Source organism: Bacillus sp. NMCN1 (assembly GCF_002998085.1).
In the GTDB taxonomy this organism is placed as follows: domain Bacteria; phylum Bacillota; class Bacilli; order Bacillales; family Bacillaceae; genus Bacillus.
In genome coordinates this window covers 72,069-93,200 of the sequence record NZ_PVQL01000004.1, presented here as the reverse complement: position 1 = coordinate 93,200, position 21,132 = coordinate 72,069, and the positions used below count along the sequence as shown (strand labels likewise).

Annotated in this window: 25 protein-coding genes, 1 pseudogene and 1 other annotated feature (1 of these 27 cut by a window edge); of the genes and pseudogenes, 16 read left to right on the top strand and 10 right to left on the bottom strand. The window is 40.6% G+C overall.

From position 1 onward, the window contains the following. The first annotated feature begins 16 nt into the window (after positions 1-16). Complete coding sequence (gene cax, locus C6W21_RS17045) at positions 17-1,084, top strand: calcium/proton exchanger (RefSeq protein WP_106056772.1); 1,068 nt, start codon at positions 17-19, stop codon at positions 1,082-1,084. A 67-nt stretch (positions 1,085-1,151) separates the two neighbouring features. Next, positions 1,152-1,934 carry a YfkD famly protein gene (locus C6W21_RS17040; RefSeq protein WP_106056770.1) on the top strand — a complete coding sequence of 261 codons (783 nt, stop codon included), beginning with the start codon at positions 1,152-1,154 and terminating at the stop codon, positions 1,932-1,934. Positions 1,935-2,287: 353 nt separating this feature from the next. Here C6W21_RS17040 and C6W21_RS17035 read toward each other — a convergent pair whose 3' ends face one another. From C6W21_RS17035 to yfkAB, 4 genes are all read right to left on the bottom strand, one after another. Beyond that, a complete protein-coding gene (locus C6W21_RS17035; protein WP_106056768.1) occupies positions 2,288-3,007 on the bottom strand; it encodes a YebC/PmpR family DNA-binding transcriptional regulator in 720 nt (239 codons plus the stop codon). A gap of 131 nt (positions 3,008-3,138) precedes the next feature. After that, a complete protein-coding gene (locus C6W21_RS17030) occupies positions 3,139-3,540 on the bottom strand; it encodes a nuclear transport factor 2 family protein (protein ID WP_106051676.1) in 402 nt (133 codons plus the stop codon). Positions 3,541-3,641: 101 nt separating this feature from the next. Further along, positions 3,642-4,478: a mechanosensitive ion channel family protein gene (locus tag C6W21_RS17025; protein WP_106051674.1), complete on the bottom strand. Its 837-nt coding sequence runs from the start codon at positions 4,476-4,478 to the stop codon at positions 3,642-3,644. Between the two features lie 7 nt (positions 4,479-4,485). Next, entirely contained in the window at positions 4,486-5,607 is a 1,122-nt protein-coding gene (gene yfkAB / locus C6W21_RS17020; RefSeq protein ID WP_106051672.1) for a radical SAM/CxCxxxxC motif protein YfkAB, read from the bottom strand. 146 nt (positions 5,608-5,753) lie between these two features. On the opposite strand from yfkAB, the gene C6W21_RS17015 reads away from it, so the two are divergent. Continuing rightward, entirely contained in the window at positions 5,754-5,945 is a 192-nt protein-coding gene (locus C6W21_RS17015; RefSeq protein ID WP_106052114.1) for an SE1561 family protein, read from the top strand. Between the two features lie 101 nt (positions 5,946-6,046). After that, positions 6,047-6,838 carry a delta-lactam-biosynthetic de-N-acetylase gene (gene pdaA / locus C6W21_RS17010; RefSeq protein ID WP_106051670.1) on the top strand — a complete coding sequence of 264 codons (792 nt, stop codon included), beginning with the start codon at positions 6,047-6,049 and terminating at the stop codon, positions 6,836-6,838. Between the two features lie 33 nt (positions 6,839-6,871). On the opposite strand, the gene C6W21_RS17005 is transcribed toward pdaA, so the two are convergent. Next, positions 6,872-7,330 carry a DUF2716 domain-containing protein gene (locus C6W21_RS17005; RefSeq protein WP_411266046.1) on the bottom strand — a complete coding sequence of 153 codons (459 nt, stop codon included), beginning with the start codon at positions 7,328-7,330 and terminating at the stop codon, positions 6,872-6,874. Between the two features lie 56 nt (positions 7,331-7,386). Between C6W21_RS17005 and C6W21_RS19405 the strand changes: the two genes are divergently transcribed. The 3 genes from C6W21_RS19405 (at position 7,387) to C6W21_RS16995 (ending at position 8,462) form a co-directional block, all read left to right on the top strand. Further along, positions 7,387-7,635 (top strand): hypothetical protein, encoded by a 249-nt coding sequence (locus tag C6W21_RS19405; RefSeq protein ID WP_317615087.1) that lies wholly within the window; start codon positions 7,387-7,389, stop codon positions 7,633-7,635. Beyond that, positions 7,526-7,750: a DUF3967 domain-containing protein gene (locus C6W21_RS19400; protein WP_317615086.1), complete on the top strand. Its 225-nt coding sequence runs from the start codon at positions 7,526-7,528 to the stop codon at positions 7,748-7,750. Before C6W21_RS19405 ends, C6W21_RS19400 begins: the two co-directional genes overlap by 110 nt. 391 nt (positions 7,751-8,141) lie before the next feature. Next, on the top strand, positions 8,142-8,462 hold the full coding sequence (locus C6W21_RS16995; protein ID WP_106051668.1) for a hypothetical protein: 321 nt from the start codon (positions 8,142-8,144) through the stop codon (positions 8,460-8,462). A gap of 432 nt (positions 8,463-8,894) precedes the next feature. Here C6W21_RS16995 and C6W21_RS16985 read toward each other — a convergent pair whose 3' ends face one another. The 4 genes and pseudogenes from C6W21_RS16985 to C6W21_RS16965 form a co-directional block, all read right to left on the bottom strand. Next, positions 8,895-9,230 carry a hypothetical protein gene (locus C6W21_RS16985; protein ID WP_106051664.1) on the bottom strand — a complete coding sequence of 112 codons (336 nt, stop codon included), beginning with the start codon at positions 9,228-9,230 and terminating at the stop codon, positions 8,895-8,897. 25 nt (positions 9,231-9,255) lie between these two features. Continuing rightward, a pseudogene (locus C6W21_RS16980) lies at positions 9,256-9,486 on the bottom strand (protein rep); the annotation flags it as partial. Positions 9,487-9,598: 112 nt separating this feature from the next. After that, complete coding sequence (corA, locus tag C6W21_RS16970; protein WP_106051662.1) at positions 9,599-10,558, bottom strand: magnesium/cobalt transporter CorA; 960 nt, start codon at positions 10,556-10,558, stop codon at positions 9,599-9,601. 133 nt (positions 10,559-10,691) lie between these two features. Further along, a complete protein-coding gene (locus C6W21_RS16965; protein WP_106051660.1) occupies positions 10,692-11,198 on the bottom strand; it encodes a stress protein in 507 nt (168 codons plus the stop codon). 435 nt (positions 11,199-11,633) lie between these two features. Between C6W21_RS16965 and C6W21_RS16960 the strand changes: the two genes are divergently transcribed. From C6W21_RS16960 to C6W21_RS16950, 3 genes are all read left to right on the top strand, one after another. After that, a complete protein-coding gene (locus C6W21_RS16960; RefSeq protein ID WP_106051658.1) occupies positions 11,634-12,503 on the top strand; it encodes a DNA-3-methyladenine glycosylase family protein in 870 nt (289 codons plus the stop codon). A 102-nt stretch (positions 12,504-12,605) separates the two neighbouring features. After that, positions 12,606-13,991: a 23S rRNA (uracil(1939)-C(5))-methyltransferase RlmD gene (rlmD, locus tag C6W21_RS16955; protein ID WP_106051656.1), complete on the top strand. Its 1,386-nt coding sequence runs from the start codon at positions 12,606-12,608 to the stop codon at positions 13,989-13,991. Between the two features lie 137 nt (positions 13,992-14,128). Beyond that, the gene (locus C6W21_RS16950; RefSeq protein WP_106051654.1) at positions 14,129-14,539 is read left to right on the top strand and encodes a DUF6508 domain-containing protein; all 411 of its coding nucleotides are present in this window, start codon (positions 14,129-14,131) and stop codon (positions 14,537-14,539) included. A 109-nt stretch (positions 14,540-14,648) separates the two neighbouring features. Here C6W21_RS16950 and C6W21_RS16945 read toward each other — a convergent pair whose 3' ends face one another. Then, positions 14,649-15,533 (bottom strand): LysR family transcriptional regulator, encoded by an 885-nt coding sequence (locus tag C6W21_RS16945; RefSeq protein ID WP_106051652.1) that lies wholly within the window; start codon positions 15,531-15,533, stop codon positions 14,649-14,651. Positions 15,534-15,644: 111 nt separating this feature from the next. On the opposite strand from C6W21_RS16945, the gene C6W21_RS16940 reads away from it, so the two are divergent. From C6W21_RS16940 to C6W21_RS16915, 6 genes are all read left to right on the top strand, one after another. Beyond that, positions 15,645-16,034, top strand: coding sequence for a tautomerase family protein (locus C6W21_RS16940; protein ID WP_106051650.1), 390 nt, complete (start codon positions 15,645-15,647; stop codon positions 16,032-16,034). A gap of 26 nt (positions 16,035-16,060) precedes the next feature. Further along, positions 16,061-16,384 (top strand): carboxymuconolactone decarboxylase family protein, encoded by a 324-nt coding sequence (locus tag C6W21_RS16935; RefSeq protein ID WP_106051648.1) that lies wholly within the window; start codon positions 16,061-16,063, stop codon positions 16,382-16,384. A 138-nt stretch (positions 16,385-16,522) separates the two neighbouring features. Next, positions 16,523-17,350 (top strand): MerR family transcriptional regulator, encoded by an 828-nt coding sequence (locus C6W21_RS16930; protein WP_106051646.1) that lies wholly within the window; start codon positions 16,523-16,525, stop codon positions 17,348-17,350. Between the two features lie 26 nt (positions 17,351-17,376). After that, positions 17,377-18,564, top strand: coding sequence for an MFS transporter (locus C6W21_RS16925; RefSeq protein WP_106051644.1), 1,188 nt, complete (start codon positions 17,377-17,379; stop codon positions 18,562-18,564). A gap of 137 nt (positions 18,565-18,701) precedes the next feature. Continuing rightward, positions 18,702-19,532, top strand: a complete 831-nt coding sequence (locus C6W21_RS16920; RefSeq protein WP_106051642.1) for a DNA alkylation repair protein — start codon at positions 18,702-18,704, stop codon at positions 19,530-19,532. A gap of 281 nt (positions 19,533-19,813) precedes the next feature. Continuing rightward, positions 19,814-20,998, top strand: coding sequence for a DUF1835 domain-containing protein (locus C6W21_RS16915; protein WP_106051640.1), 1,185 nt, complete (start codon positions 19,814-19,816; stop codon positions 20,996-20,998). Positions 20,999-21,072: 74 nt separating this feature from the next. Continuing rightward, positions 21,073-21,132, top strand: a binding site (T-box leader); it runs 163 nt beyond the window's last position.

Sequence of the window (21,132 nt, the reverse complement as noted above, 5' to 3'; positions counted from 1 at the left end):
AAAGGAGAATGGCTGTATGAATCGTTTGTTTCTTGTGATTGTCGCAATTGGTGTGCCGCTATCGGTCATTGGCAGTTTTCTTCATTTCCCGCAGGTCATCATGTTTGCTGTGTATTGTATTGCCATTATTGGTCTTGCTAGTTTTATGGGAAGAGCTACAGAAAGTCTTGCCATTATAGCGGGTCCAAGAATTGGCGGACTTTTAAACGCCACATTTGGAAATGCCGTAGAGTTAATTATTTCATTTTTTGCATTAAAGCAAGGGCTGACAGCTATTGTACTTGCTTCATTAACTGGATCAGTTATCGGAAACTTACTGCTTGTGGCGGGGCTGTCTTTTTTCGTTGGCGGATTAAAATATAAGCGCCAAGTGTTCAATGTCCACGATGCAAGGCACAACTCCGGCTTGCTCATGTTTGCAATTATTGTGGCATTTGTCATTCCAGAAGTGTTTTCGGTGGAGATGGCAGAGGATAGGCAATTTGTTTTAAGCATTGGAATTAGCATTGTGATGATTTTGCTTTATGTCGCAGCGCTCTATTTCAAACTGGTCAGCCACCGCGGTGTCTATGTTGCCAAGCAGGAGAGCATGGACGGGGAGGCGGAGACGGAAGAAGAAACACCTGAATGGTCTGGTAAGTTCGCCACTGTGGTTTTGCTGCTTGCGACGATTGCCGTTGCGTACATTTCAGAGCGCCTCGTCCATACATTTGATACGGTGGGAGAACAATTTGGCTGGAGTGAGCTGTTTATCGGAGTCATTATTGTGGCCATCGTCGGCAATGCCGCAGAACATGCCTCTGCTGTCATCATGGCGTATAAAAACAAAATGGATGTCGCTGTGGAAATTGCTTTTGGCTCCACGCTTCAGGTTGCCATGATGGTGGCGCCAATCCTTGTCATCAGCTCTCTTTTTTTCAATAAGCAGATGCCGCTCATTTTCTCCTTACCAGAGCTCATTGCGATGGCATCCGCTGTATTACTCACGGTCATTTTATCAAATGACGGAGATACAAATTGGTTTGAAGGCGCCACATTACTTGCTGCCTATCTCATTATGGCGATTGGATTTTTCCTTTTATAATCTTTTGTGGATAAGGGACGTCTTTGCGGAAAATACTATGGAAAAATGAATGAGAAAGAGTGATGATATGAAAAAGATGCCCCGCATCATGTTTGTTGTTCTCTTATCCTTAAGTTTTCTATATAGCTTTCCAGCGGAGGCGGCGAAGTCATTTAAGGTGCCATCGTCTGTCGCCAGTATTTCTAAGGAGAATACGTATCCGAATGCGTCACAGGATCAGCCATTGCTCCAACCGAGCGAGCTGACAGCCGAATTGTTTAAAACAACGAATGTTCCTATTGAGAATACCCATTTGATCAAAATGCTAAATGAATCCAGCATTTCAGGGACGCCATTAGCTGTTGGTTACCGTGCGACCATTTTCCTTGGCAGATGGGCACTGAGCTATGATTCAAACGAAACGGTTGCCAACTGGGAATACAAAAAAGTGAATACCAATCACATTGATAACAGAGGCGGCAACAAAACAGCCATCGGCAAATACGTTCAAAAGCAGCAAGTGAAAGTGAGCGGCGGGCTCACAGCAAAGGTGCCAAACCCGGAAGATGTGAAAACATTGATGATGCAAAAAGCCATTCAAAAAACAAAGCTGCCCCTCGCTTTTGACACAGTGATTGGCGCAGGAACAAAACGAGATCAGTCGTACCATGTATCTCCGAAAAAAGCAGCTTCGCTTCATGCCTATGCACCGGCGATAAACGAAAAAGGAAAGGTGACATACGGAGAAGTGTACCTTGTGCTTAAAGGAAATAAACGAAAACTCGTCGTGAAAAACGTGACCTCACAAGGAATCGGCGCTTGGATTCCTGTGCAGGATCACCTGACGTTTGGGTTTCAAGGGATGAATTAAAACAGTCATCTCCTCTTATCAAGGGGAGATGACTGTTTTTTGCTAATTGGTTTTATCATTTTTCCCTTTCAATTCACTTTTGTAAAAGTCAAAGATGTTATATAAATACCATGCGATGAAGAGAAAGAAGAAAATTTTTGTTACTATCATGAAGTTGCTGAAAATAAAACTTAGCCCAAGAATAGGAATGATCATAAATCCATAATAAGAAAACCACCATGTTTTAAAAATGAAGCTCAGCTCCTTAAATAGTTGTAGAAATTAACATTTTATTTATATATTACATGTTTTGAGAAAATAAAAAAGCCATAGCAGCAGTTGAATGAACCTAACCACTACTATGGCTTAAATGTTTATTCCCCTAAATCCACATTATGATAAACCTGCTGCACGTCTTCAAGCTCTTCTAATACATCAATTAGTTTCTCGAATTGTTCTTTAGATTCATCATCTAATGTCACTTCATTTTGAGGAAGCATTGTAATTTCAGCAACAGTAAATTCTTGAGCGCCGGCTTGTTTGAATGCTTCTTGTACTTGATGGAATTGATCTGGTTCAGCGTACACGATCACCGTTTCATCTTCTTCCATGATGTCACGTACATCAATGTCTGCTTCCATTAACAGTTCAAGCGTTTCTTCTTCGCTTTTTCCTTCGACACCGATGACTGCCGTTTGGTCAAACATGTAAGCAACAGATCCACTAACGCCCATGTTTCCACCGTTTTTCCCGAATGCCGCACGAACATCTGACGCTGTTCGGTTGACGTTATTGGTGAGGGCATCAACGATCACCATTGATCCGTTTGGACCAAATCCTTCGTAGCGCAGCTCATCGAAATTCTCTTCCGCACCGCCTTTGGCTTTTTCAATGGCACGGTCTACAATGTGTTTTGGGACACTATATGTTTTTGCACGTTCTAGAACAAAGCGAAGTGCTTGGTTTGATTCTGGGTTTGGCTCACCTTGTTTGGCAGCCACATAGATTTCACGCCCGAATTTTGCGTAAATACGACTTGTATTGGCATCCTTTGATGCTTTCTTTTCTTTAATGTTGTTCCACTTACGACCCATCTTATTCACTCTCTTTCACTTAGTAAATACACAGTATGAGGGTCCCCATGCTGCATGAAATCATTCTGCTTTCTATTATACATGAATCAGTCAAGAGGATAGAAGTAAGAGGGCTGAAATGAAGAGAATTGTTAGCTGATGTGGCCAAGCTGTTCAAGCGTTTCATGTTTTTCGTGAGCCCGGGTCAGCTCGTCACATCGAATGATCCTGTCATCTAATAACGTGAAAAGAGCCATGACATCAATGAAACCCCGGTCTCCGCTTGCGAGTTCCACATGTACAGTGTAACGAAAACACCCTTGCTGCGTATCTTCATCAAATAACACATCATGAAAAGCGGGGATCTCAAGCTGTTTTGTTAATCCTTTTAATGTGGATAGATGCTTTTTAAACTCATCAAGTGTCGAAACCTTTCCATCAGTCACTTGCTGATAATCGGGTGAAAAATAAGCCTCCACTTTTTCTATATTGAATTTGATTAATACCTCTTCATACATCTCTTTAATAAATGATATCGCTTCTTTTTTTGTCATGAATCAACATCCTCTCTTTATATTAACTGGTTAACTATATTTTATTATAATTAACTGGTTAACAAAAAACAATCAAAAAAATAACCCCATCACGAATGAGGTTATTTTGCAGGCTGGGGATAAACGAGATCTTCAAGCAATTTGACATCATGCTGATGAAGTTGATTGATCATTTCTTTTCGGACAGCGAGGGCAGCATCGAAGTATTTTTCGTCCTCGACCATTCCTTTCACTGTGATCTCAATCCCGCGGTTTAGTTTGTTCAGACCCATAATGCCATGGACTTGAAAGGGTTCAATGGCGTTTTGAAATTCATCTTTTTTGAGAAAATCATGATGCATCTGATTTAAATGGTCACATGCTGTTTCGAGTGCTTGAAAGGCTGTATCTGGGTTTTGATTCGCACTAATTAATACAGACTCCGTAATCCGCATGTAGTGCATGTTATAGTTTTGAATTTGCCGGATGTCTCCGTTAGAAATGGTTAACAGCTTGCCGCTCCATTCTCTAATTTGCAAAGAGCGGAGACCAATCTCTTCAATCGTTCCGTTAAAGAGGTTATTCACTGTCACATAATCCCCTTTATGAATCTGACGTTCATAGATCAGAAAAATGCCTGCTAAAATATCGCGAATCAGCGTCTGGGCGCCAAAACCGATGACGATCCCAGCAACACCAGCACCTGCAAGGATTTTTCCGAAATCATGAAAGAAGAGAGAAATGACATACATGACAAAGCAAATCGAAGCGGTGTATTTTGTAACAGATTTGACCAAGCTCTCGATCGTTTTTTTCTTCTTGTCCTCTATAAACTCCGTTCGTTTAAAGAAAATTTGAAGCGCTTTGTTAATCATAAAGACGGCAAGCCAAAGAACGAGTCCAACAAGGAGAATTTCAATGTATTTGTTCTTGACTATTGTCAGAAAAGTATCGTCCATCTATCGGTTACCCCCTGGCTGTACGAGAAGTAAAATCAACATCTTGATAATAGCTGTTTTTCACAAGGACATTCGGACCGAGGCATTGTACGCTTGGACAATGACAATTCAGCTCTTTTGCTAATTTTGTGTCCATCCAGCGTGAATAAGCAGATTGCAATGTATCGTTAGCAATGTTTCCAAGCGGCGGTGTATCGCCAAAGTCTGTCACAATAATATTCCCATCAAAAATATTCACATTCAACCGTGAGCGGCCGTCAGGGTCATTTCGTACTGTAACATGTTTCTCCTGGCGTAATCGCTTGAGGAGGCGCTGGTCTTCTTCATCTGTGCTGCAAGAATAAAATGGCAGGGTGCCAAACAGCATCCATGTGTCTTGATCACGAATATCCAGCAGCTGATGAATCGCATCACGCATTTGCGGAAGCGTCAATGATTCAAGGGCGCTGGCAAAATCACTTGGGTACATCGGGTGAACTTCGTGGCGCTGGCATTTCATTTCCTCCACGATTTGCCGGTGGATGTGTTCAATATATGGAAGCGTGCGCTTATTGAGCATCGTTTCAGCAGATACGGTAACACCCGCTTTGACAAGTGCCCGGCTATTTTCAATCATGCGGTTAAATAATTTCTCGCGCTGCTCAAAGGTTGGTTTTCTGTCCATCATCGCAAAACCGACCGTTGCAAACTCTTCGACAGTTCCCCAGTTATGTGAGATGTGAAGGACATCTAAGTATGGAATAATTTCCTCATATCGCGCCAAATCAAGTGTTAAGTTTGAATTGATCTGTGTACGGACGCCGCGTTCATGGGCATACTTTAATAAAGGGACGACATATTCCCGCACAGATTTGAGAGAAAGCATTGGCTCTCCGCCTGTAATACTGATTGAGCGCAGAAGCGGAACTTCATCTAAACGGTGAAGCAGTAAATCAAGCGGCAGTGCATTCGGGTCCTTAGGCTGTAAGGTATAGCCGACCGCACAGTGCTCACATCTCATGTTACACAACGTCGTTGTCGTAAATTCAATATTTGTCAGCTTCATCTCTCCGTAATCCTGCACATCGAGATAGGCTTCCCAAGGGTCGTATGCAGGTGTAATCGGACGAAGTGCTGTTTTTTGGTTCATGGTATCTATCTCCTTTACATTCGGGCAAACGTAGACCCGCCAACAGTTAATTTTAAGCCCCATCACCGTTATACGCAAGTGGGGCATCATTGATTTACAAGGGAAAAAAAGATAAGCTAGAAACAAATGCTAAAGGGAGTGTATCTATGGGCAAGGCAGCAGACAGCAAAGAGCAGCAGGTTGAGTATTTAAAGAACCGATTAGATATGTTTATGAATGTGATTGATTCATTAGATCCTGAATCAACAGATGTTGAGGATATAGACAGACTGATCCAGATGATTGACGACCTAGAAGCGAAATATGAACGGTTTAAAAACGATTGGAAGGAAGAATAGCTCGCGCATTGCGGGCTTTTTTCTTTAAATTGGCAGGTGAATCAGTGTATGAGTCTCGGTCTTATTCTGCACAATAGAAGAAAAACCGGGAAGTGACGTAAATGAAAAAATACATGCTCATCTGTTTATGTGCGCTTTTTGTATCGATGCCTCTCTCAGAAGCGGAAGCCGTGTCTAATAAGCCCGTCCACTGGGGATTTGCGAAAAGCAAAGAACACAAGCCAGCAGATGCGGGTAAAGAATTGAACGTCCTTTTAAAAAAGTATGATGCCTTTTATTTAGGAAACACGAAAAAGAAAGAGATTTATTTTACCTTCGACAATGGCTATGAAAATGGGTACACGCCGAAGATCTTAGACGTGCTGAAAAAACATCAAGTACCAGGCACCTTTTTTGTGACAGGTCATTTTGTCAAGGACCAGCCTGAGCTCGTTAAACGTATGGCAGAGGAAGGTCATATCATTGGCAACCACTCCTATCACCATCCAGATTTAACAACAAAGAGTACGAAAGAAATCAAAGAAGAGCTGGGGCGTGTCAATGAAGCCGTGTACAAAATCACTGGAAAACAAGACAACCTCTATCTTCGTCCGCCGCGCGGTGTATTCAGTGAAAGGGTGCTGAAGGAAACAAAAGAGCTCGGCTACCAAACGGTTTTCTGGTCAGTAGCGTTTGTGGACTGGCATATTCACCATCAAAAAGGAAAACAGTATGCTTATGATCAAATGATGAAGCAGGCGCACCCAGGTGCCATTTACTTACTTCATACCGTCTCAAGAGACAATGCCGAGGCACTGGATGATGCCATCACGGCCCTGAAAAAACAAGGATATTCCTTTAAAAGCCTAGACGATCTCATGCTTGAAAAAGTATGGCATCTGCCTCAGCTATAGAAAAAAGCTTGCAGAAATCTGCGAGCTTTTTCTTTATCCTTCTCTTATTTTACGCTGAAACAAAATCGGGTGATGACGCGTAAAAGAGTCGATCAAGCCCTCACCGAAAATCGTGATGCTTTGCTCCCAAGGATGCCCTAGCAATCCCCAATGCATCTCTTTTGATAAAAAGAAATAGTAATCTCCATCAGGAAGCACAGGAATTCTCCATTCCCCAATTTCATCTTTTTCAAATGAGCCGTATGGTGTGATCCAGTAGCATTCATACTGCCAATCAAGTGCCAGTATATATTCGTCTGTTCTTATAAGCTCCTGAAAAGCACGTAATGCTTTCTCTTCAAGGTCTTCCTCCGCATGAAGAAGGGAAGGGGCATCAAAATAAACAGAGATATCATATGTAATGAAAGGAGAAGGTACGTGAAATGAGCGGAAACGAGAGAGGCTCGGACGTAGCGTATACCGTAGCGAATGAATCAACCTATCTTTATTCATAAGACATTGCAAATAAGCTCAATGTCTCCAGCGTCACGATACGTAAATACGCCGCCATGCTTGAGAAAAACGGTTATAACTTCGCCAGAGACACTAAGGGATGGCGTCAGTATAATGAGTCCGATTTATCCGCTATGGAGTATATATACACACACTCTAAATTGAGTGGTAAATCACTAGAAGAAGTAGCCAAACTTGTCCATATCGGATACCGCTACACCGCTACAAGATATCAATGTCGCCGATCTCATTCAAAGACAAGAAGAATTCAATCGGGCCATCCTAAAACGACTCGAACAATTTGAAGAACAACAAAAAAAGCGAGATGAAAATCTCATGCTCGCTTTGAAAGAATCCATTGAAGCAAAAAAAATGATTGCTGCTGCTCAACAAAAAAAGTGGTGGCAATTTTGGAAATAGGACACCCATGAAAATGGCGCACTTATACACACCCCTGTGTGCGTGCTAAAATCTCTCGATTTCCGTCAAGCGTGTAAAGAAGAAGCCAACTCAATTGTCGGCTTCTTCTGTTTCTGAAATCGCACATGCAATGATCATCAAAACAAACATAATGATTGCCCCTAAATCCATCACATGAATTTCAATTGTCATCACGTTCCCCTCCACAGTCAACGGATTCTATCACAAAAATATTCCTCAAAACGAAGCACTGAAAAATAAAAAAAATGATTGCGGACACCGCAACAAAAAAACAATATTCTTAAATTTACCTTAAATCCATTGATACACTCACTTTAATTAGATAACCTTAATTTTGGAATTTAATACAAAAGGAGGCATATAAACGAAAATGTTCAAAAAAACACTTTTAACCCTAATTACCCTAGCTCTTGTCATCTCTATATGGACTCCATTTTCATCAGAAGCATCAGCAGAAACAAACACTATCAATTCACAAGAATTAGAAGCGTTAGTAACACCGACAATTCTACAAAATGAACAAGCTAACAAAGAATTAGACGAACTTGAAAAGAAAATGGGGGAATACATAGAAAACCTGCCATTTACAGAAAAAGAATTTGGAAACATGTCAGAGTCAGAACAAAATAAAGTAATAGATCAATATTTCAACAATGAAGAATTTTTAGCTTTAGAAAACCGAATGGAATAACTTGACTCGAAAAGTAGTCAGAGTGAAATAACAACACAAGCACTACCAATATTCTTCGTACCAATCGCAATGACCGTAGGAAGAGTTGCTTTATGGGCCATAAGATCAAAAGGCGCAAAAGTTGCACTGAAGTATTTGAAAAACAGAATAAAAGGTTTTGGGAAGAACTATCATATCGATTGGTATGTAAAAAATAGAAAAGGAAAAGTCGAGAGTCTTGTAAAAGTGTTCCATAAAAAAGGAAAAAAGAAAATACGAGTATTTGCAGTTGATAACGGAGTCATACCACTAAAACCAGGATCATCAAACTGGTACTGGCATTTTCATGTAGCTCCAAAAATTAATATACACCATGCTCTGAGAGCATCAGTACCAAGTAAACACAAAGCTGTAAAAGGTAGAACAATACTCCACTAAAAAAGAAAAGCCCTATTATAAGGGCTTTTCTTTTTTAGCATCGTAATCTTTAATAATTTCAATTGGATCAATTGCATCATCATCTTGTACATATTTCTCTACATAAGGAGTCATCAATTTCTCAAACTGATCTTCATCATCTACTAAAGCAATACAAGTTTCATATCCTTCAAAATCAGATGGGTATAAATTTGCAACAGCACTACCAGTTTTTAAAGCCTGATCTATCGCATTTTTTAATTCCAATAGACCCTTCCTGTTTCCTAGAATCAATGCTTCTCTGTGATGAGTTTCTTGAGCATATATATTACACATCTCTAAAACATCATCATCATCCACTTGAATAGACATACAAAAGTCACCTCCAAAGTAAAATTTAGTTAATTATATAATTATTGATGCCAACATGCCAATTAGCCATGACTTCAAATGTCTCATTTGCCCCCTCATCATCATCTTCTTCAATTCTGATCAGATCCCCGTCCTCAGCATCCGTCAAATTCAGTTCCTTATGAATCTCTTTCAAGATCCCCCCATAACCGATTAAACGCCTGGCACTTAATGCATCATCCAAATAATAGACCGTATCCAAATTCTCATCGGTCACGGATTAAATTTGAAATCTCGATAGAGCGTCTCCCATACGAGCTTTAGTTTTTGATGAGACAATGGAATCAAGTTTTTCATCTAACCGCCTCCTCAGCCATTCTCTTCACACATTATTTGAAAATGCGGAACCACCCTTTATGCTTAAACCACAAAAGCATACCCGAGACGAGCAGACCCATGAAAATCAGCACGCCAAAATAGCCATATTTCCAGTGTAATTCAGGCATATTATCAAAGTTCATTCCGTACACCCCAACAATAAAGGTCAGTGGAATAAAAATGGTTGACACAATGGTCAATGTCATCATGATCGCATTCATTCGATTTGAATTCAGCGTCTGATAGCTGTCTCGTAAATCGGCCGTCATATCACGGTTTGACTCGACGATTTCGGTTAATTTCAAAAGGTGATCATAAATATCATTAAAATATGCTTGCCGGTTCGTATCGTTTCTCATCGTATTTGTGTTCACAATACGGTATAAAAGGTCCCTCATTGGGATAATTGTTCTTCGCAGCTTGAGCAAATCGGATCGAATTCCGAATACTTCGTTCATCAGCGTTCCATATGTTTTATGACCTTCTTCATCCTCGATTTCATTCAGCCTGTCCTCAATTTGATAAATAATAGGGAAATAATCATCGACAAGCTGATCAATCAGCATGTAGGCAATATGCTCAGGTCCACTGTTTCTGTCTTTGTCAGACCCTTTAAGCTTTCGAATGACACGGTCAATGTATGGCGCCTCCTTTAAATGAAAGGTCACGATATAATTATCACCAAAAAACAGATCGATTTCCTCAGATCGAAGCGTCTTTTGATTCAAGGCATGAAGCACGAAAAATAAATACCCTTCATAAAAATCAAGCTTCGGCCGCTGTAAATAATGGAAGCAATCCTCAATCGCAAGCGGATGGAACTGAAAGTATTCTTTTAAAAGCGCTGCTTCCTTTTCCGTTGGCGCATGAAAATCAATCCAATACCAGGCGATATCGGGGCTTGAAAGCTGCTGCAATGTCGCATGTTCAATCAAGTCGCCGTTTTTTGTCACTGCAATTTTCTTCAGCATGTGCACCCCTCCAGACTTGCATTATATCATGAAGCAGCGCGGGTGAACTTATACGTGTTCTCCATAAAAAAAGCCGATCTCATCACTGAGATCGGTCCAATGTGCGTGTATGATTGATGGATAAAACCGAGAATTAAGGACGACGGAAGTTGACGAAACCACCGTTACGGTCGAACCAGCCTCTAAATGCCCAGTTGATGTAGCCGCCGTCACCTTTGTTTGTGAAAGATCCATTTTCAAATACCCAAACTCCGTAAGTAATGCTTCCGTATTTCACAGTAGCAAACGTTTTGACTCCGCTGAAACGAGTCTCATAACCTTGGCTTAAGTTAAATACCATGACATTGTATTTTGCGCCCGCAGCATAGAAAGCAGACTCCATTAGTCCTTTGACAAAGCCTTCACGGTTTGTGTTAGCATTTGCAGCATTGATTAATGCATTAGCTATACCAAGTACGTCAAAGTTAATATTAACGTTTCCTGCGGTTGTAGATGCTTTACTTTCAGCAGCTTTGTTTAAAACAGTTTGCTGAACAGTAGTTGAAACTGGAGTAGTTTTTTGTTCAGCAGCGTCAGCGAATACTGGTAGTGTCGAAGAAACAGCAGTGGCAAGGGCAACAGAAAGAATGGTTTTTTTCATTGGTCGGATCTCCTTTGTTTAAAAATTTTGGGTCTTCCTTTTCGTAAAAAGTGAAACTAGGTGAAGCCGGTTATCAATGAGGTAAAATATGTTCCTGCAAGATAAAACAAATGATTGCCTAATCCGCTAATTCCTTTGTTCACCTCCTTGATATGTCATAATTATACAAATGTTTTCGGAATAGAAGATATCACCCAGAGGTTCTATTTCTAATTTAAGGTAAATAATCCTAAAATATTGAAGGATGCTGTCGAATTTTAGCTGAATTCGACTAAAAATGTTCCTTCATCCAAAAGGAAAATGACCATAAATAAGGAAGATATAACTGATAAATTCTTGTACTCTTTATGTTTAAATGTATTCAATCAAGAGAATGATTCATACAAAATGAACCAATCACATCTGCGTGTGTTTGCAGAAGGGAAGAGGAAAAGCATGTGGGAAAAACAGCTGGTGGTGGAGCCGCCGTATCATTTCGATCAAGTGCTCAGGCGCTTATCAAGTGATCCATTAAAAGCAGTCGATTTGAATAAAAGAGAAATCAAAGTGCCAATCAGATTAGAACAAAAACCATACGTTGTCGTCATTCAAGCCACCGGAACAAAAGAAGCGCCCACGTTTCGGGTGCAAGGAAACGGTCCTATGGAACCTCTCATATCTGAGGTGAAGCGGATATTTGGTATGGAGCATCAATTACACGCTGTGCATGAGCATTTTTCTCAAACAAATCTAGCGCCCATTTTTGAGCGTCATATTGGGACACCGCTCATGCTGGATTTCCATTTATATCATTGTTTGATGAAATGCATCATTCATCAGCAGCTCAATCTGGCGTTTGCTTATGAGCTCACGAAACGGTTTGTTCATACGTACGGCGAGCAAATAGAAGGCGTTTGGTTTGATCCATTACCGGAAACCATCGCCTCACTTGAAACAGAGGATTTGAGAAAGCTTCAATTTAGTCAGCGGAAAGCGGAATATGTCATCGATGTATCGAAGCGAATTGCGAGCGGCTCTCTTTGTTTAGAGGAATTACACGATTTAACTGATCTGGAGGTGGAAGAACGTCTGCTTCCGATTAGAGGGATTGGACCTTGGACGGTTCAAAATGTGCTTATGAATGGACTTGGAAGGCCCAATCTCTTTCCGGTGGCAGATATCGGTATTCAAAACGCCATCAAGCGGCACTTTGACCTGCCTGAAAAGCCGACAAAAGAAGAGATGGCAGCATTCAGCAAGGAGTGGACCCCGTATTTAAGCTACGCTTCTCTATATTTATGGAGAAGCATTGAGACAGATAAATAAATGAAAGGGATTTTCTCTCTTTGTCCAAGTCATGATATACTAATGAGATGGAATAAAATGAAGACAACCTATCAAGGGTTCAGATAGAACGGAGAGAATGAAGTGAAAGAAAAACAGCAAGGTGCCCTTTTACAAAAGGGACAGCAGTTCCCGCTTACCATTAAACGCCTTGGCATTAATGGGGAAGGGGTCGGTTATTTTAAAAAGCAAGTGGTCTTTGTCCCGGGTGCGCTTCCAGGCGAGGAAGTGGTTGTGGAAGCAACAAATGTCCAAGCAAAATATGCAGAAGGTACGGTCAGGAAAGTACGAAAGCGCTCCGAGCATCGAGTGAAACCGCCATGCCCAGTATACGAGCAGTGCGGCGGCTGTCAGCTACAGCATTTAGCATACGAGCAGCAGCTAAAGGAAAAACGAGATATTGTCATTCAATCGATGGAACGACATACAAAACTATCAGTCGAAAAGCTAGATATTCGACCGACGATCGGCATGGAAGATCCATGGCACTACCGAAACAAAAGTCAGTTCCAAGTAGGGCGTTCTCATAGCGGCGACATCATTGCAGGGCTTTACGGACTGAATTCTCATAAGCTTGTACCGATCAAAGAATGTATCGTCCAGCATCCAAAAACGAACAAAACAACGGGCGTTGTCCGCAAAATTTTAGAGAAATTCGGTGTATCGGTCTACAATGAACGGACAAGAAAAGGCGACGTACGCTCGATTGTCGTACGTGTCGGCTTTGAAACAGGTGAAGTACAGGTCGTCCTTGTGACATCGAAACCTGAATTTCCAAAGAAAAAAGATATCGCCGAAGCCATTCAAAAACGTCTGCCAGAAGTGACATCCATTATGCACAACATCAATGGCGAAAAAGCGTCGGTCATTTTTGGTCATAAGACATCTCACCTGGCTGGCAATATGGTCATTCAAGAATTTTTAGGAGACGTTTCCTTTGAACTGAGTGCACGTGCTTTCTTCCAATTGAATCCGAAGCAAACACTGAAGCTTTACGACGAAGCGAAAAAAGCGGCCAAACTGACTGGCAAAGAAAAGGTTGTCGATGCGTATTGCGGCGTTGGAACCATTGGTATGTGGCTCTCAGATGGCGCAAAAGAAGTAAGAGGAATGGATGTCATCAAAGAATCGATTGATGATGCAAAGAAAAATGCCAAAAAACACGGCATGAAAAACGCGACCTATGTGACAGGAACAGCTGAACAGTGGCTGCCAAAATGGGTCAAAGAAGGCTTCCGTCCTGACGTCATCGTCGTGGACCCACCAAGAACAGGCTGCGAGCGCACCTTCTTAGACACCGTCAAACAAGTGAAACCAAAACGCTTTGTCTACGTCTCTTGCAACCCATCAACACTAGCAAAAGACCTCGAATACATGTCAAAAGACTACAAAATCGAATACATGCAGCCAGTGGATATGTTTCCGCATACGGCGCATGTGGAGACTGTTGTATCAATGGTAAGAGTGTAAAAAAATGAAGTGAATAAAGACTGTCCGTGATTTGAATACTGGTTGCTAACTGGTAGGATGATCACGGATTTTTTTATATACTGATCCATATGTGTCGATCAGAGGAAACCATATGAATGAGGTAGAGGAGGATGGAAATGAGTCAATTCGAAATTCTAACAAAATACATACCGATGCTTCAGGAGGAACGTATTGGAGAATGGGTAATTGATCAAGAAAATGATGGAACAGCTGAACATCCGATTCAGATGCCCTTTGTGAATTATTCCGAAGCGGTCCGTCACTTTATCGAAGATATTTATATCTTTGCAGAACAACACCAAGAGATGGAGCTTACCCGATACAGAGAGATCCTCAAAGAAAATGGGATTGAATCGGGAATGAATGATATGGAGAATATGGACATCTCCAATTTAAATGCGCAGTGTGTGCTTGCTCTTATTATGGGGATTGTGAGAGCTGAACGATTTTGCGAAGGTACCCTATTCAATTTCTTTAAAAGCGGAGCTATTGTCAAATGCCTGGAAAGATTGGATTGTTTGGATTAAGAAATGGGAGCGCCTAAAAAATTGAACATAAATGGATTGAAACACTATAAAACCTAGATGATATGAAATCTAAGTTTTTTTGAATCATTTCTTCTGTGATGGAACAAGATCACGAGTATATTAAATTCTCAGCTTCTTGACGAAATAGATCAAGCAGCAGTTCCTTAGTGTTTTTCAGGGATTGATGGGGTTCCTTATGAGATAAGATACCTATTGGGATAAAAGGGTCCTCCATTTCAATTGGAACTTTCACAAATTCGTCTGACAATGCGGTAGAGGAAAGGACGACTCCGACAGAGGGGAATTCCTTTAGAAATGGTGGAATCGCTGACATCTGGCTGATGGTATAAGTGAACGGCTCAACATTTAATCTTGAGAGCTCCTTTTGTAACTTTATGTGATATAAACAACTTTCCCCGCCTATGATCAAAGGCTGTTTATAAAGATCTTTGATCAAAGAAATCGTTCCAACTTGATCTGCCTGCTGTTTTGAGATAATAAAAGATATTTCCTCTTTGTACAACTCTTCAAACGGAAGTGTATTCATCACTGGTTCCCCTGCAATGGCGAAATCAATCTCGCCCTTGAGCAGCTGTTTGTGAAGAAAGTCTGTATTACCGATGATAAAGTGGCATGTAATATTGGGTTTTTGACTCCTGAATGTTTGAAGAACAGAAGGAAGAATAGAGGCAGCGATTGGTTCTATGACGCCTATATTCAAGGTTCCGACCTCTTCCTTTTGGAGCTTTTGTGACTGATCTAATACAAAGTTCCAATGGAGAATCAACTGATCAATCTCTTTGGCAAACAATCGTCCTGAAGGGGTTAATTCAGCCTCCCATCCTCTTACAAACAATTGAAATCCTAACTCCTGTTCTAATCGTTTGATCTGATTCGTTATGGTCGACTGCGCATAATTCAATTTATGAGCGGCTTTTGAGAATGTCCCTTCCTGAATCACGGCTTGAAATGCTTTTAACTCTTTTAAGTCCATTTCTAATAATCTCCATTCGATTTATGAATACAAATTTATATATTATTCAATTATATAAAACGAATATTGGGATGTAAAATGAAGTGAGTCAGAAAAAGGGAGATGACATTCATGCCATTTGTAAAAGTCAGTTATATGGAAAATGCTTACGATAAAGAAAGCCTAGCTTCTGTTAGCCAAACGATCATGAAGGCTCTGATGAAAGAGTTTCATGTACCTGAAAAAGACTACTTTCATGTGTTCAGTTCACATAAGAAAGAAGAATTTAATTATGATCCCCATTATCTTCTTCGTCACGAGAGGGATATTCGTCTTTTATATATCCAAATTACATGTGGTTCAGGAAGAACTCAGGAACAAAAGCAGTCTTTATATAAGGAAATAGCTGATCAATTGTACTGCAAACTCAATATACGAAAAGAAAATATATTCATTATGCTGATTGAGACAGGCTTGGAGAATTGGTCTTTTGGTGAAGGACTTGCACAGATGATCAAGTAACGGAACGAAAGAAAGGGGAAATAGCTATGCATCAACCAATCAAGCCAACTGTGAAATTAACACTCGGAGATTTTGCTCCAGCATTTGTTGAGTATTCAGAAAAAGTTCTCTTTGGAGATTTGTGGAGGAGAGAAGAGCTTTCTCTAAGAGACCGAAGTATGATTACAGTGTCAGCTTTAGTAAGTGCGGGTAGCCTGAATCAGCTGGAATATCATTTACATCTTGCCAAAGAAAATGGTGTAACGAAGAACGAATTGATTGAAGTCATCACACATCTTAGTTTTTATATCGGATGGCCTAAAGCAGCTTCAGCACTAGAAGCGGCTAAACATATTCTGGAGGACAAATAAAGTTCATCAAACAACGAGCCCTATTTGAGATAGGGCTTTTTATATGCGAACAATTGTATTTTAAAATCTTCTGTTGACCTTCCCCTTAACTGAAAGGTTTATACTTTGATCAGATCAACAAAACGGAGGAGATGCAGGATGTTCAAGATCGGCGATTTTTCTATGTTAAGTAAAGTTCCTGTCAAAACGTTAAGATATTATGACCAAATTGATTTATTAAAGCCTAAGCAGATCGATCAGGATTCGGGATACCGTTATTACTCAGCTGAACAGCTGCTTGAGGTCAATCGAATTTTTCTATACAAGGAGTTAGGCTTTACGTTAAAGCAAATGGCTCAGCTTCTTCGTGAAGATGTTTCGGTAGAGCAGATTCAGGGCATGTTTCTGCTGAAAGAAAGTGAGATTCAGCAATTGATCGAGAGAGAACAACAGAAATTAGCGCGTATTAAGGAGCGGATGCACCTCATTAAACGAGAGGGGTGTGTTGAAAAAGAACAGGAGGTTATCATCAAATCTGTTGAAAGTAAACGTATCATGTCTTTTCAATCCAACGGAACGGTTGATGAAATCCCTTCATTCTTTCAAACGTTTCATCATTTATTGCTTAAAAATCAGCAAGAATCAATCTCGGGACCACAAATGGTGCTATGGAGGGAATCACTCGAAAAAGAAAGTGAGTTCGAATTTGAGGTGGGGTATTCCGTCAAAGCGTTAAGGGGCTCTCTTCCTCAAGGGATCACGATACGTACGTTACCCGCCGAAGAAACAATGGCAACGCTGTTATTTCATTCACATTCTCCATCCGCACAAACTGCTTGTGTTGACCTGGCGACATGGATTGAAAATAACGGATACCGCGTGAAAGAAGACCAGCCGGGCCGAGAGATTTATTACCCGTTGTCAGAAAATGAAGAAGGCAGACTCATTGAAATTCAAATTCCTATTATAGATGAGATCAAATCGTAAACATTGCCCAAAGGAGAAACGTCACGATGAAAAATAAAGCCGTCGTCTATTTACTTGCTTTAGCAGCCTTTCTAATCGGAACGATCGAATATATCATTACAGGCATTATCCAGATGGTCGCAGATGATTTACATGTCACGACGTCTGCTGCTGGATTATTGGTCACCTCTTTAGCGCTCTCAGCAGCAATCGGCGCACCGATTGTCATTGCACTGACCATCAATATGGACCGCAGAAAAATATTATCATGGATGCTGATCATTTTTATTTTAAGTAATTTCATCACAAGTGTCAGTCATTCGTTTGAAATGGTGATGATGACAAGGATTTTACAAGGAATCAGTGGGGGGACGGCGATTGTGGTGGCAATGGCTGTTGCGACTCGTCTTGTAGAACGGGAAAAAAGAGGAACAGCCATTGGCATTATTTTAATGGGATTAAGCAGCTCCTTGGTTTTAGGCGTTCCAATCGGGACATTTCTAAGCAGTATGATCGGATGGAAAGCATTATTCGCAGCCATTGGATTGATCACGCTCATTCCGCTGATTGTTGTGTATAGGCGGATTCCCTCTATGAAAGAACAAGAACCGGTGACGCTTCGTATGCAGTTATCAATTTTAAAAGATAAGCGAATATTACTTGCGGTGGCAGTGACGCTATTTTATGTAGGGGGATATTCCACTTTATTTACCTATTTAACGCCTTTCCTGCAAGCATCAGCAAACCTTAGCATCACAGAAATCAGTGGCATTTTGTTACTAGCAGGAATATGCAGCTTTTTTGGCTCCAGCCTTGGAGGGATTGCAGCAGATAAAAAGGGCCCAATATTCACGATTTTCTCTGGAATCATTCTGCAAATCATCATGCTCGTGCTACTAGCATTTGTCACAGGGAATCTTGTGGTCATGGTGGCTGTCATCATGATATGGATGATCGCTACATGGAGCACATCACCAGCTCAGCAGCTATATCTTGTAACACTTGTACCAAAATCTCCTGATATCGCATTAAGTGTCAATACATCATTTATTCAATTCGGATTTGCTTTAGGCTCTGGCGTAGGAGGGATTGTGTTAAGCGAAACATCTATATTAAACCTAAGCTGGATCAGTGCTGGCACGGTTTTTCTCGCTTTACTCATGACCATTCTAATGGTGGCGTTGGACCGATTTTCTAAGCTTAAGAGTTTGAAGGTGGTGGAGCAAGGAAGCTAACTTAAATTAAATTTTGTATTGAAGGGACTACTTATTTCGGGTAGTTCCTTTTTGATTTGAAGAATGCACCAGTGCAGTTGTTTATTTGCTACAATAGGAGTCAATATCCAAGCCAACAGACAAGGAGATAATACAGAATGCAAAAAAGTGAGGAGATCATCAATCGAAAAGGCGCTCGAAAGGGGACTGATATCCCTCGTGACGTCTTGACCCTTTTGAATCAGGGAGAGATCGAAAGTGTGAATTTAACTGAATGGCTGGCTGTCAATCATATGACGTTAATACAGCATGTTTTGCCGTCCGTTGGTTTAGACCATCATTTAGACGATGTATCATCTGAGATCACTAAACAAAAAGCTGAATCAGGAATGAAAGCAATCCGTCTCATCGGTCAATTGTTAGATGAAGTGCTACACGAAGAGAATGAAGAAAAACATGCGGAAGTGCAACAGGCATTTGCTCACCACGTATCTGATAGCGTTCGCTGCTGGGCTGCTTATATGAACAAACAGCGTTTATCAACTCTGGAAGAGAAACTTGCGTACATTCAGCCATTTGCAGCTGATCATCATTTTGGTGTTCGAGAAATTGCGTGGATGTCAGTAAGAGAAAGTCTAAGTCTTCAGCTTGATCAAAGTATAGAGCATTTAACAGAATGGGCAAAAAGCGAGGATGAAAATCTTCGCCGGTTCTCTGTAGAGGCGATCCGTCCGAGAGGTGTATGGACAAAGCATATTGAGTTATTAAAACAGGAGCCAGAGAGGGCACTGCCTATTCTAAATTTACTCAAATCTGATCGATCAACATATGTTCAAGATTCTGTAGGAAACTGGCTCAATGACGCTAGTAAAACACAACCAAATTGGGTAACGAATCTGTGCGAACAGTGGTCAAAGGATTCTGATACAAAAGCAACTTGCAGGACGATCAAGAAAGCCAAGAGAACGATTGTGAAGGGGAATTTGTAAATAAGAATATGAATTGAAATTCCTTTTTTGAGGGGATTTCTATCAATAAATTATTAAAAAAGAAAGTCTCAAAGCTAGCTCCATTTTTTGTACGCAGATGGCCCCATTTCGTGGGGCTTTTCTTTTTTTATAAAAAATCTAGTCTCCTCGATTCTGCATCCATATTATCTATCTTAACGTCTCAATGTCATACTTTTGAATGAAATTGACTCAATAGAATTGACGAAAGAACAATGAATAGGTGAAGATGAAATAAACTGTAAGATAAAGGGAGACGACTGATGATACATATCGTATTTGGGGCAGCAACTGCCGGTAGTTTAAAACAAGCATTACGCGAAATGAAGCAAGACCAAGTAAATGAGATCATCGCTTTTGATGACATTTATTCGATTGGACCCCTTCTCCATTTGCATGAACATGAAGGCCAGGAGAAGCGTATAGAGTGGCTGCGTAACGTGATATCAAATGAATTTGGCTATTTTGGTGACATGGTCACCAATCATCACAGAATGCTTCAGCAAATAAAAGATATAAAAGACGGTACGCGTATTCTCATCTGGACAGGCAGTAATGCACATGAGCAAATTGGTTTACGATATGCCATCTATTTATTAAAAGAGAAAAGCATTGAATTGTCTCTCATCAATACAACGACTGCATTTGATCAGCTATTCAATACAAATACAAGACGAATGGATATTCGACATGCCGGGGAAATCACATCTGAAAAATTGAAGGTTTTGTACAGAAGTAAAGAGCATATTCATTCAGTGACAAAAGAAGAAAGAGAGAGATTACAAAACGAATGGCTTTCATTTGCTAAAGAAAATCATACGCTGCGGATATGGCAAAAAGGACAAACGATCAGCGTACCAGAGGGTGAATTTGATGCTTATTTAGTGAAAATGGCTAAGCGGCTACATCAGTCCGAGCCAGAAGAGGAGTATATCGTAACTCCACGCTTAATTGGAGAAATCATCGGTCATTTAGAACAGTATATCGGTGATAATTTTATTGAGTATCGACTCAAGACATTAATTGATCAAGGGATTTTTGACATGATAGGAAGGCGCACTTCCATGCGTTATTACTCAATTAAACTGACAGAATTCGGACAGCACTTTAAAAAATGGGTGTGCTGTCGAGAGTTTGAGGATCACCCTTTTGTGAAAATTGAAGGAGATTATGGTGATGAACCTTTTCATTGTGGGCATTGTCAATGTCATTTAGAAAGAGAAGATGTACCAATGAGTGATCCCCTTTTCTCGAAGATCTGGAATTGGAACATACAGTATGGCCGCTGGTTTGACGAAGAGACAGATGATTTGGTGCCAAATGGCGCAGACATGGAAAAGAAATTCAATCAAGAAGGAGAGCGTATCACTGAAGAAGTGAAACGAGCCTTATCTCCTGCGTTTCAAATTGAATACAGTCCAAGTAAATACACTCAACATATCATTTAAAGAATGAATTTCGATAGCACTGCACAAAATAAAGCTTTACATAATCCATCATCTTCATGTAAGATATGGAGAAATTAAAAGCGAAGAAAAGAACATGAGCCATTTTTACTGGTTACCAGAGAGGGAAGTTACGC

Bases quoted from the DNA above. Each gene is read 5' to 3' on its own strand.
- C6W21_RS17005 (WP_411266046.1), bottom strand. From the start codon at position 7,330: ATGAATAAAGATAGGTTGATTCATTCGCTACGGTATACGCTACGTCCG.
- cax (WP_106056772.1), top strand. From the start codon at position 17: ATGAATCGTTTGTTTCTTGTGATTGTCGCAATTGGTGTGCCGCTATCG.
- C6W21_RS16950 (WP_106051654.1), top strand. From the start codon at position 14,129: ATGAGTCAATTCGAAATTCTAACAAAATACATACCGATGCTTCAGGAG.
- C6W21_RS16930 (WP_106051646.1), top strand. From the start codon at position 16,523: ATGTTCAAGATCGGCGATTTTTCTATGTTAAGTAAAGTTCCTGTCAAA.
- C6W21_RS17035 (WP_106056768.1), bottom strand. From the start codon at position 3,007: ATGGGTCGTAAGTGGAACAACATTAAAGAAAAGAAAGCATCAAAGGAT.
- C6W21_RS17030 (WP_106051676.1), bottom strand. From the start codon at position 3,540: ATGACAAAAAAAGAAGCGATATCATTTATTAAAGAGATGTATGAAGAG.
- C6W21_RS16945 (WP_106051652.1), bottom strand. From the start codon at position 15,533: ATGGACTTAAAAGAGTTAAAAGCATTTCAAGCCGTGATTCAGGAAGGG.
- C6W21_RS16985 (WP_106051664.1), bottom strand. From the start codon at position 9,230: ATGTCTATTCAAGTGGATGATGATGATGTTTTAGAGATGTGTAATATA.
- C6W21_RS17025 (WP_106051674.1), bottom strand. From the start codon at position 4,478: ATGGACGATACTTTTCTGACAATAGTCAAGAACAAATACATTGAAATT.
- C6W21_RS16935 (WP_106051648.1), top strand. From the start codon at position 16,061: ATGCATCAACCAATCAAGCCAACTGTGAAATTAACACTCGGAGATTTT.
- C6W21_RS16920 (WP_106051642.1), top strand. From the start codon at position 18,702: ATGCAAAAAAGTGAGGAGATCATCAATCGAAAAGGCGCTCGAAAGGGG.
- corA (WP_106051662.1), bottom strand. From the start codon at position 10,558: ATGCTGAAGAAAATTGCAGTGACAAAAAACGGCGACTTGATTGAACAT.
- C6W21_RS16940 (WP_106051650.1), top strand. From the start codon at position 15,645: ATGCCATTTGTAAAAGTCAGTTATATGGAAAATGCTTACGATAAAGAA.
- pdaA (WP_106051670.1), top strand. From the start codon at position 6,047: ATGAAAAAATACATGCTCATCTGTTTATGTGCGCTTTTTGTATCGATG.
- C6W21_RS16965 (WP_106051660.1), bottom strand. From the start codon at position 11,198: ATGAAAAAAACCATTCTTTCTGTTGCCCTTGCCACTGCTGTTTCTTCG.
- C6W21_RS17040 (WP_106056770.1), top strand. From the start codon at position 1,152: ATGAAAAAGATGCCCCGCATCATGTTTGTTGTTCTCTTATCCTTAAGT.
- C6W21_RS17015 (WP_106052114.1), top strand. From the start codon at position 5,754: ATGGGCAAGGCAGCAGACAGCAAAGAGCAGCAGGTTGAGTATTTAAAG.
- C6W21_RS19405 (WP_317615087.1), top strand. From the start codon at position 7,387: ATGCTTGAGAAAAACGGTTATAACTTCGCCAGAGACACTAAGGGATGG.
- C6W21_RS16925 (WP_106051644.1), top strand. From the start codon at position 17,377: ATGAAAAATAAAGCCGTCGTCTATTTACTTGCTTTAGCAGCCTTTCTA.
- C6W21_RS16960 (WP_106051658.1), top strand. From the start codon at position 11,634: ATGTGGGAAAAACAGCTGGTGGTGGAGCCGCCGTATCATTTCGATCAA.
- C6W21_RS16995 (WP_106051668.1), top strand. From the start codon at position 8,142: ATGTTCAAAAAAACACTTTTAACCCTAATTACCCTAGCTCTTGTCATC.
- yfkAB (WP_106051672.1), bottom strand. From the start codon at position 5,607: ATGAACCAAAAAACAGCACTTCGTCCGATTACACCTGCATACGACCCT.
- C6W21_RS16915 (WP_106051640.1), top strand. From the start codon at position 19,814: ATGATACATATCGTATTTGGGGCAGCAACTGCCGGTAGTTTAAAACAA.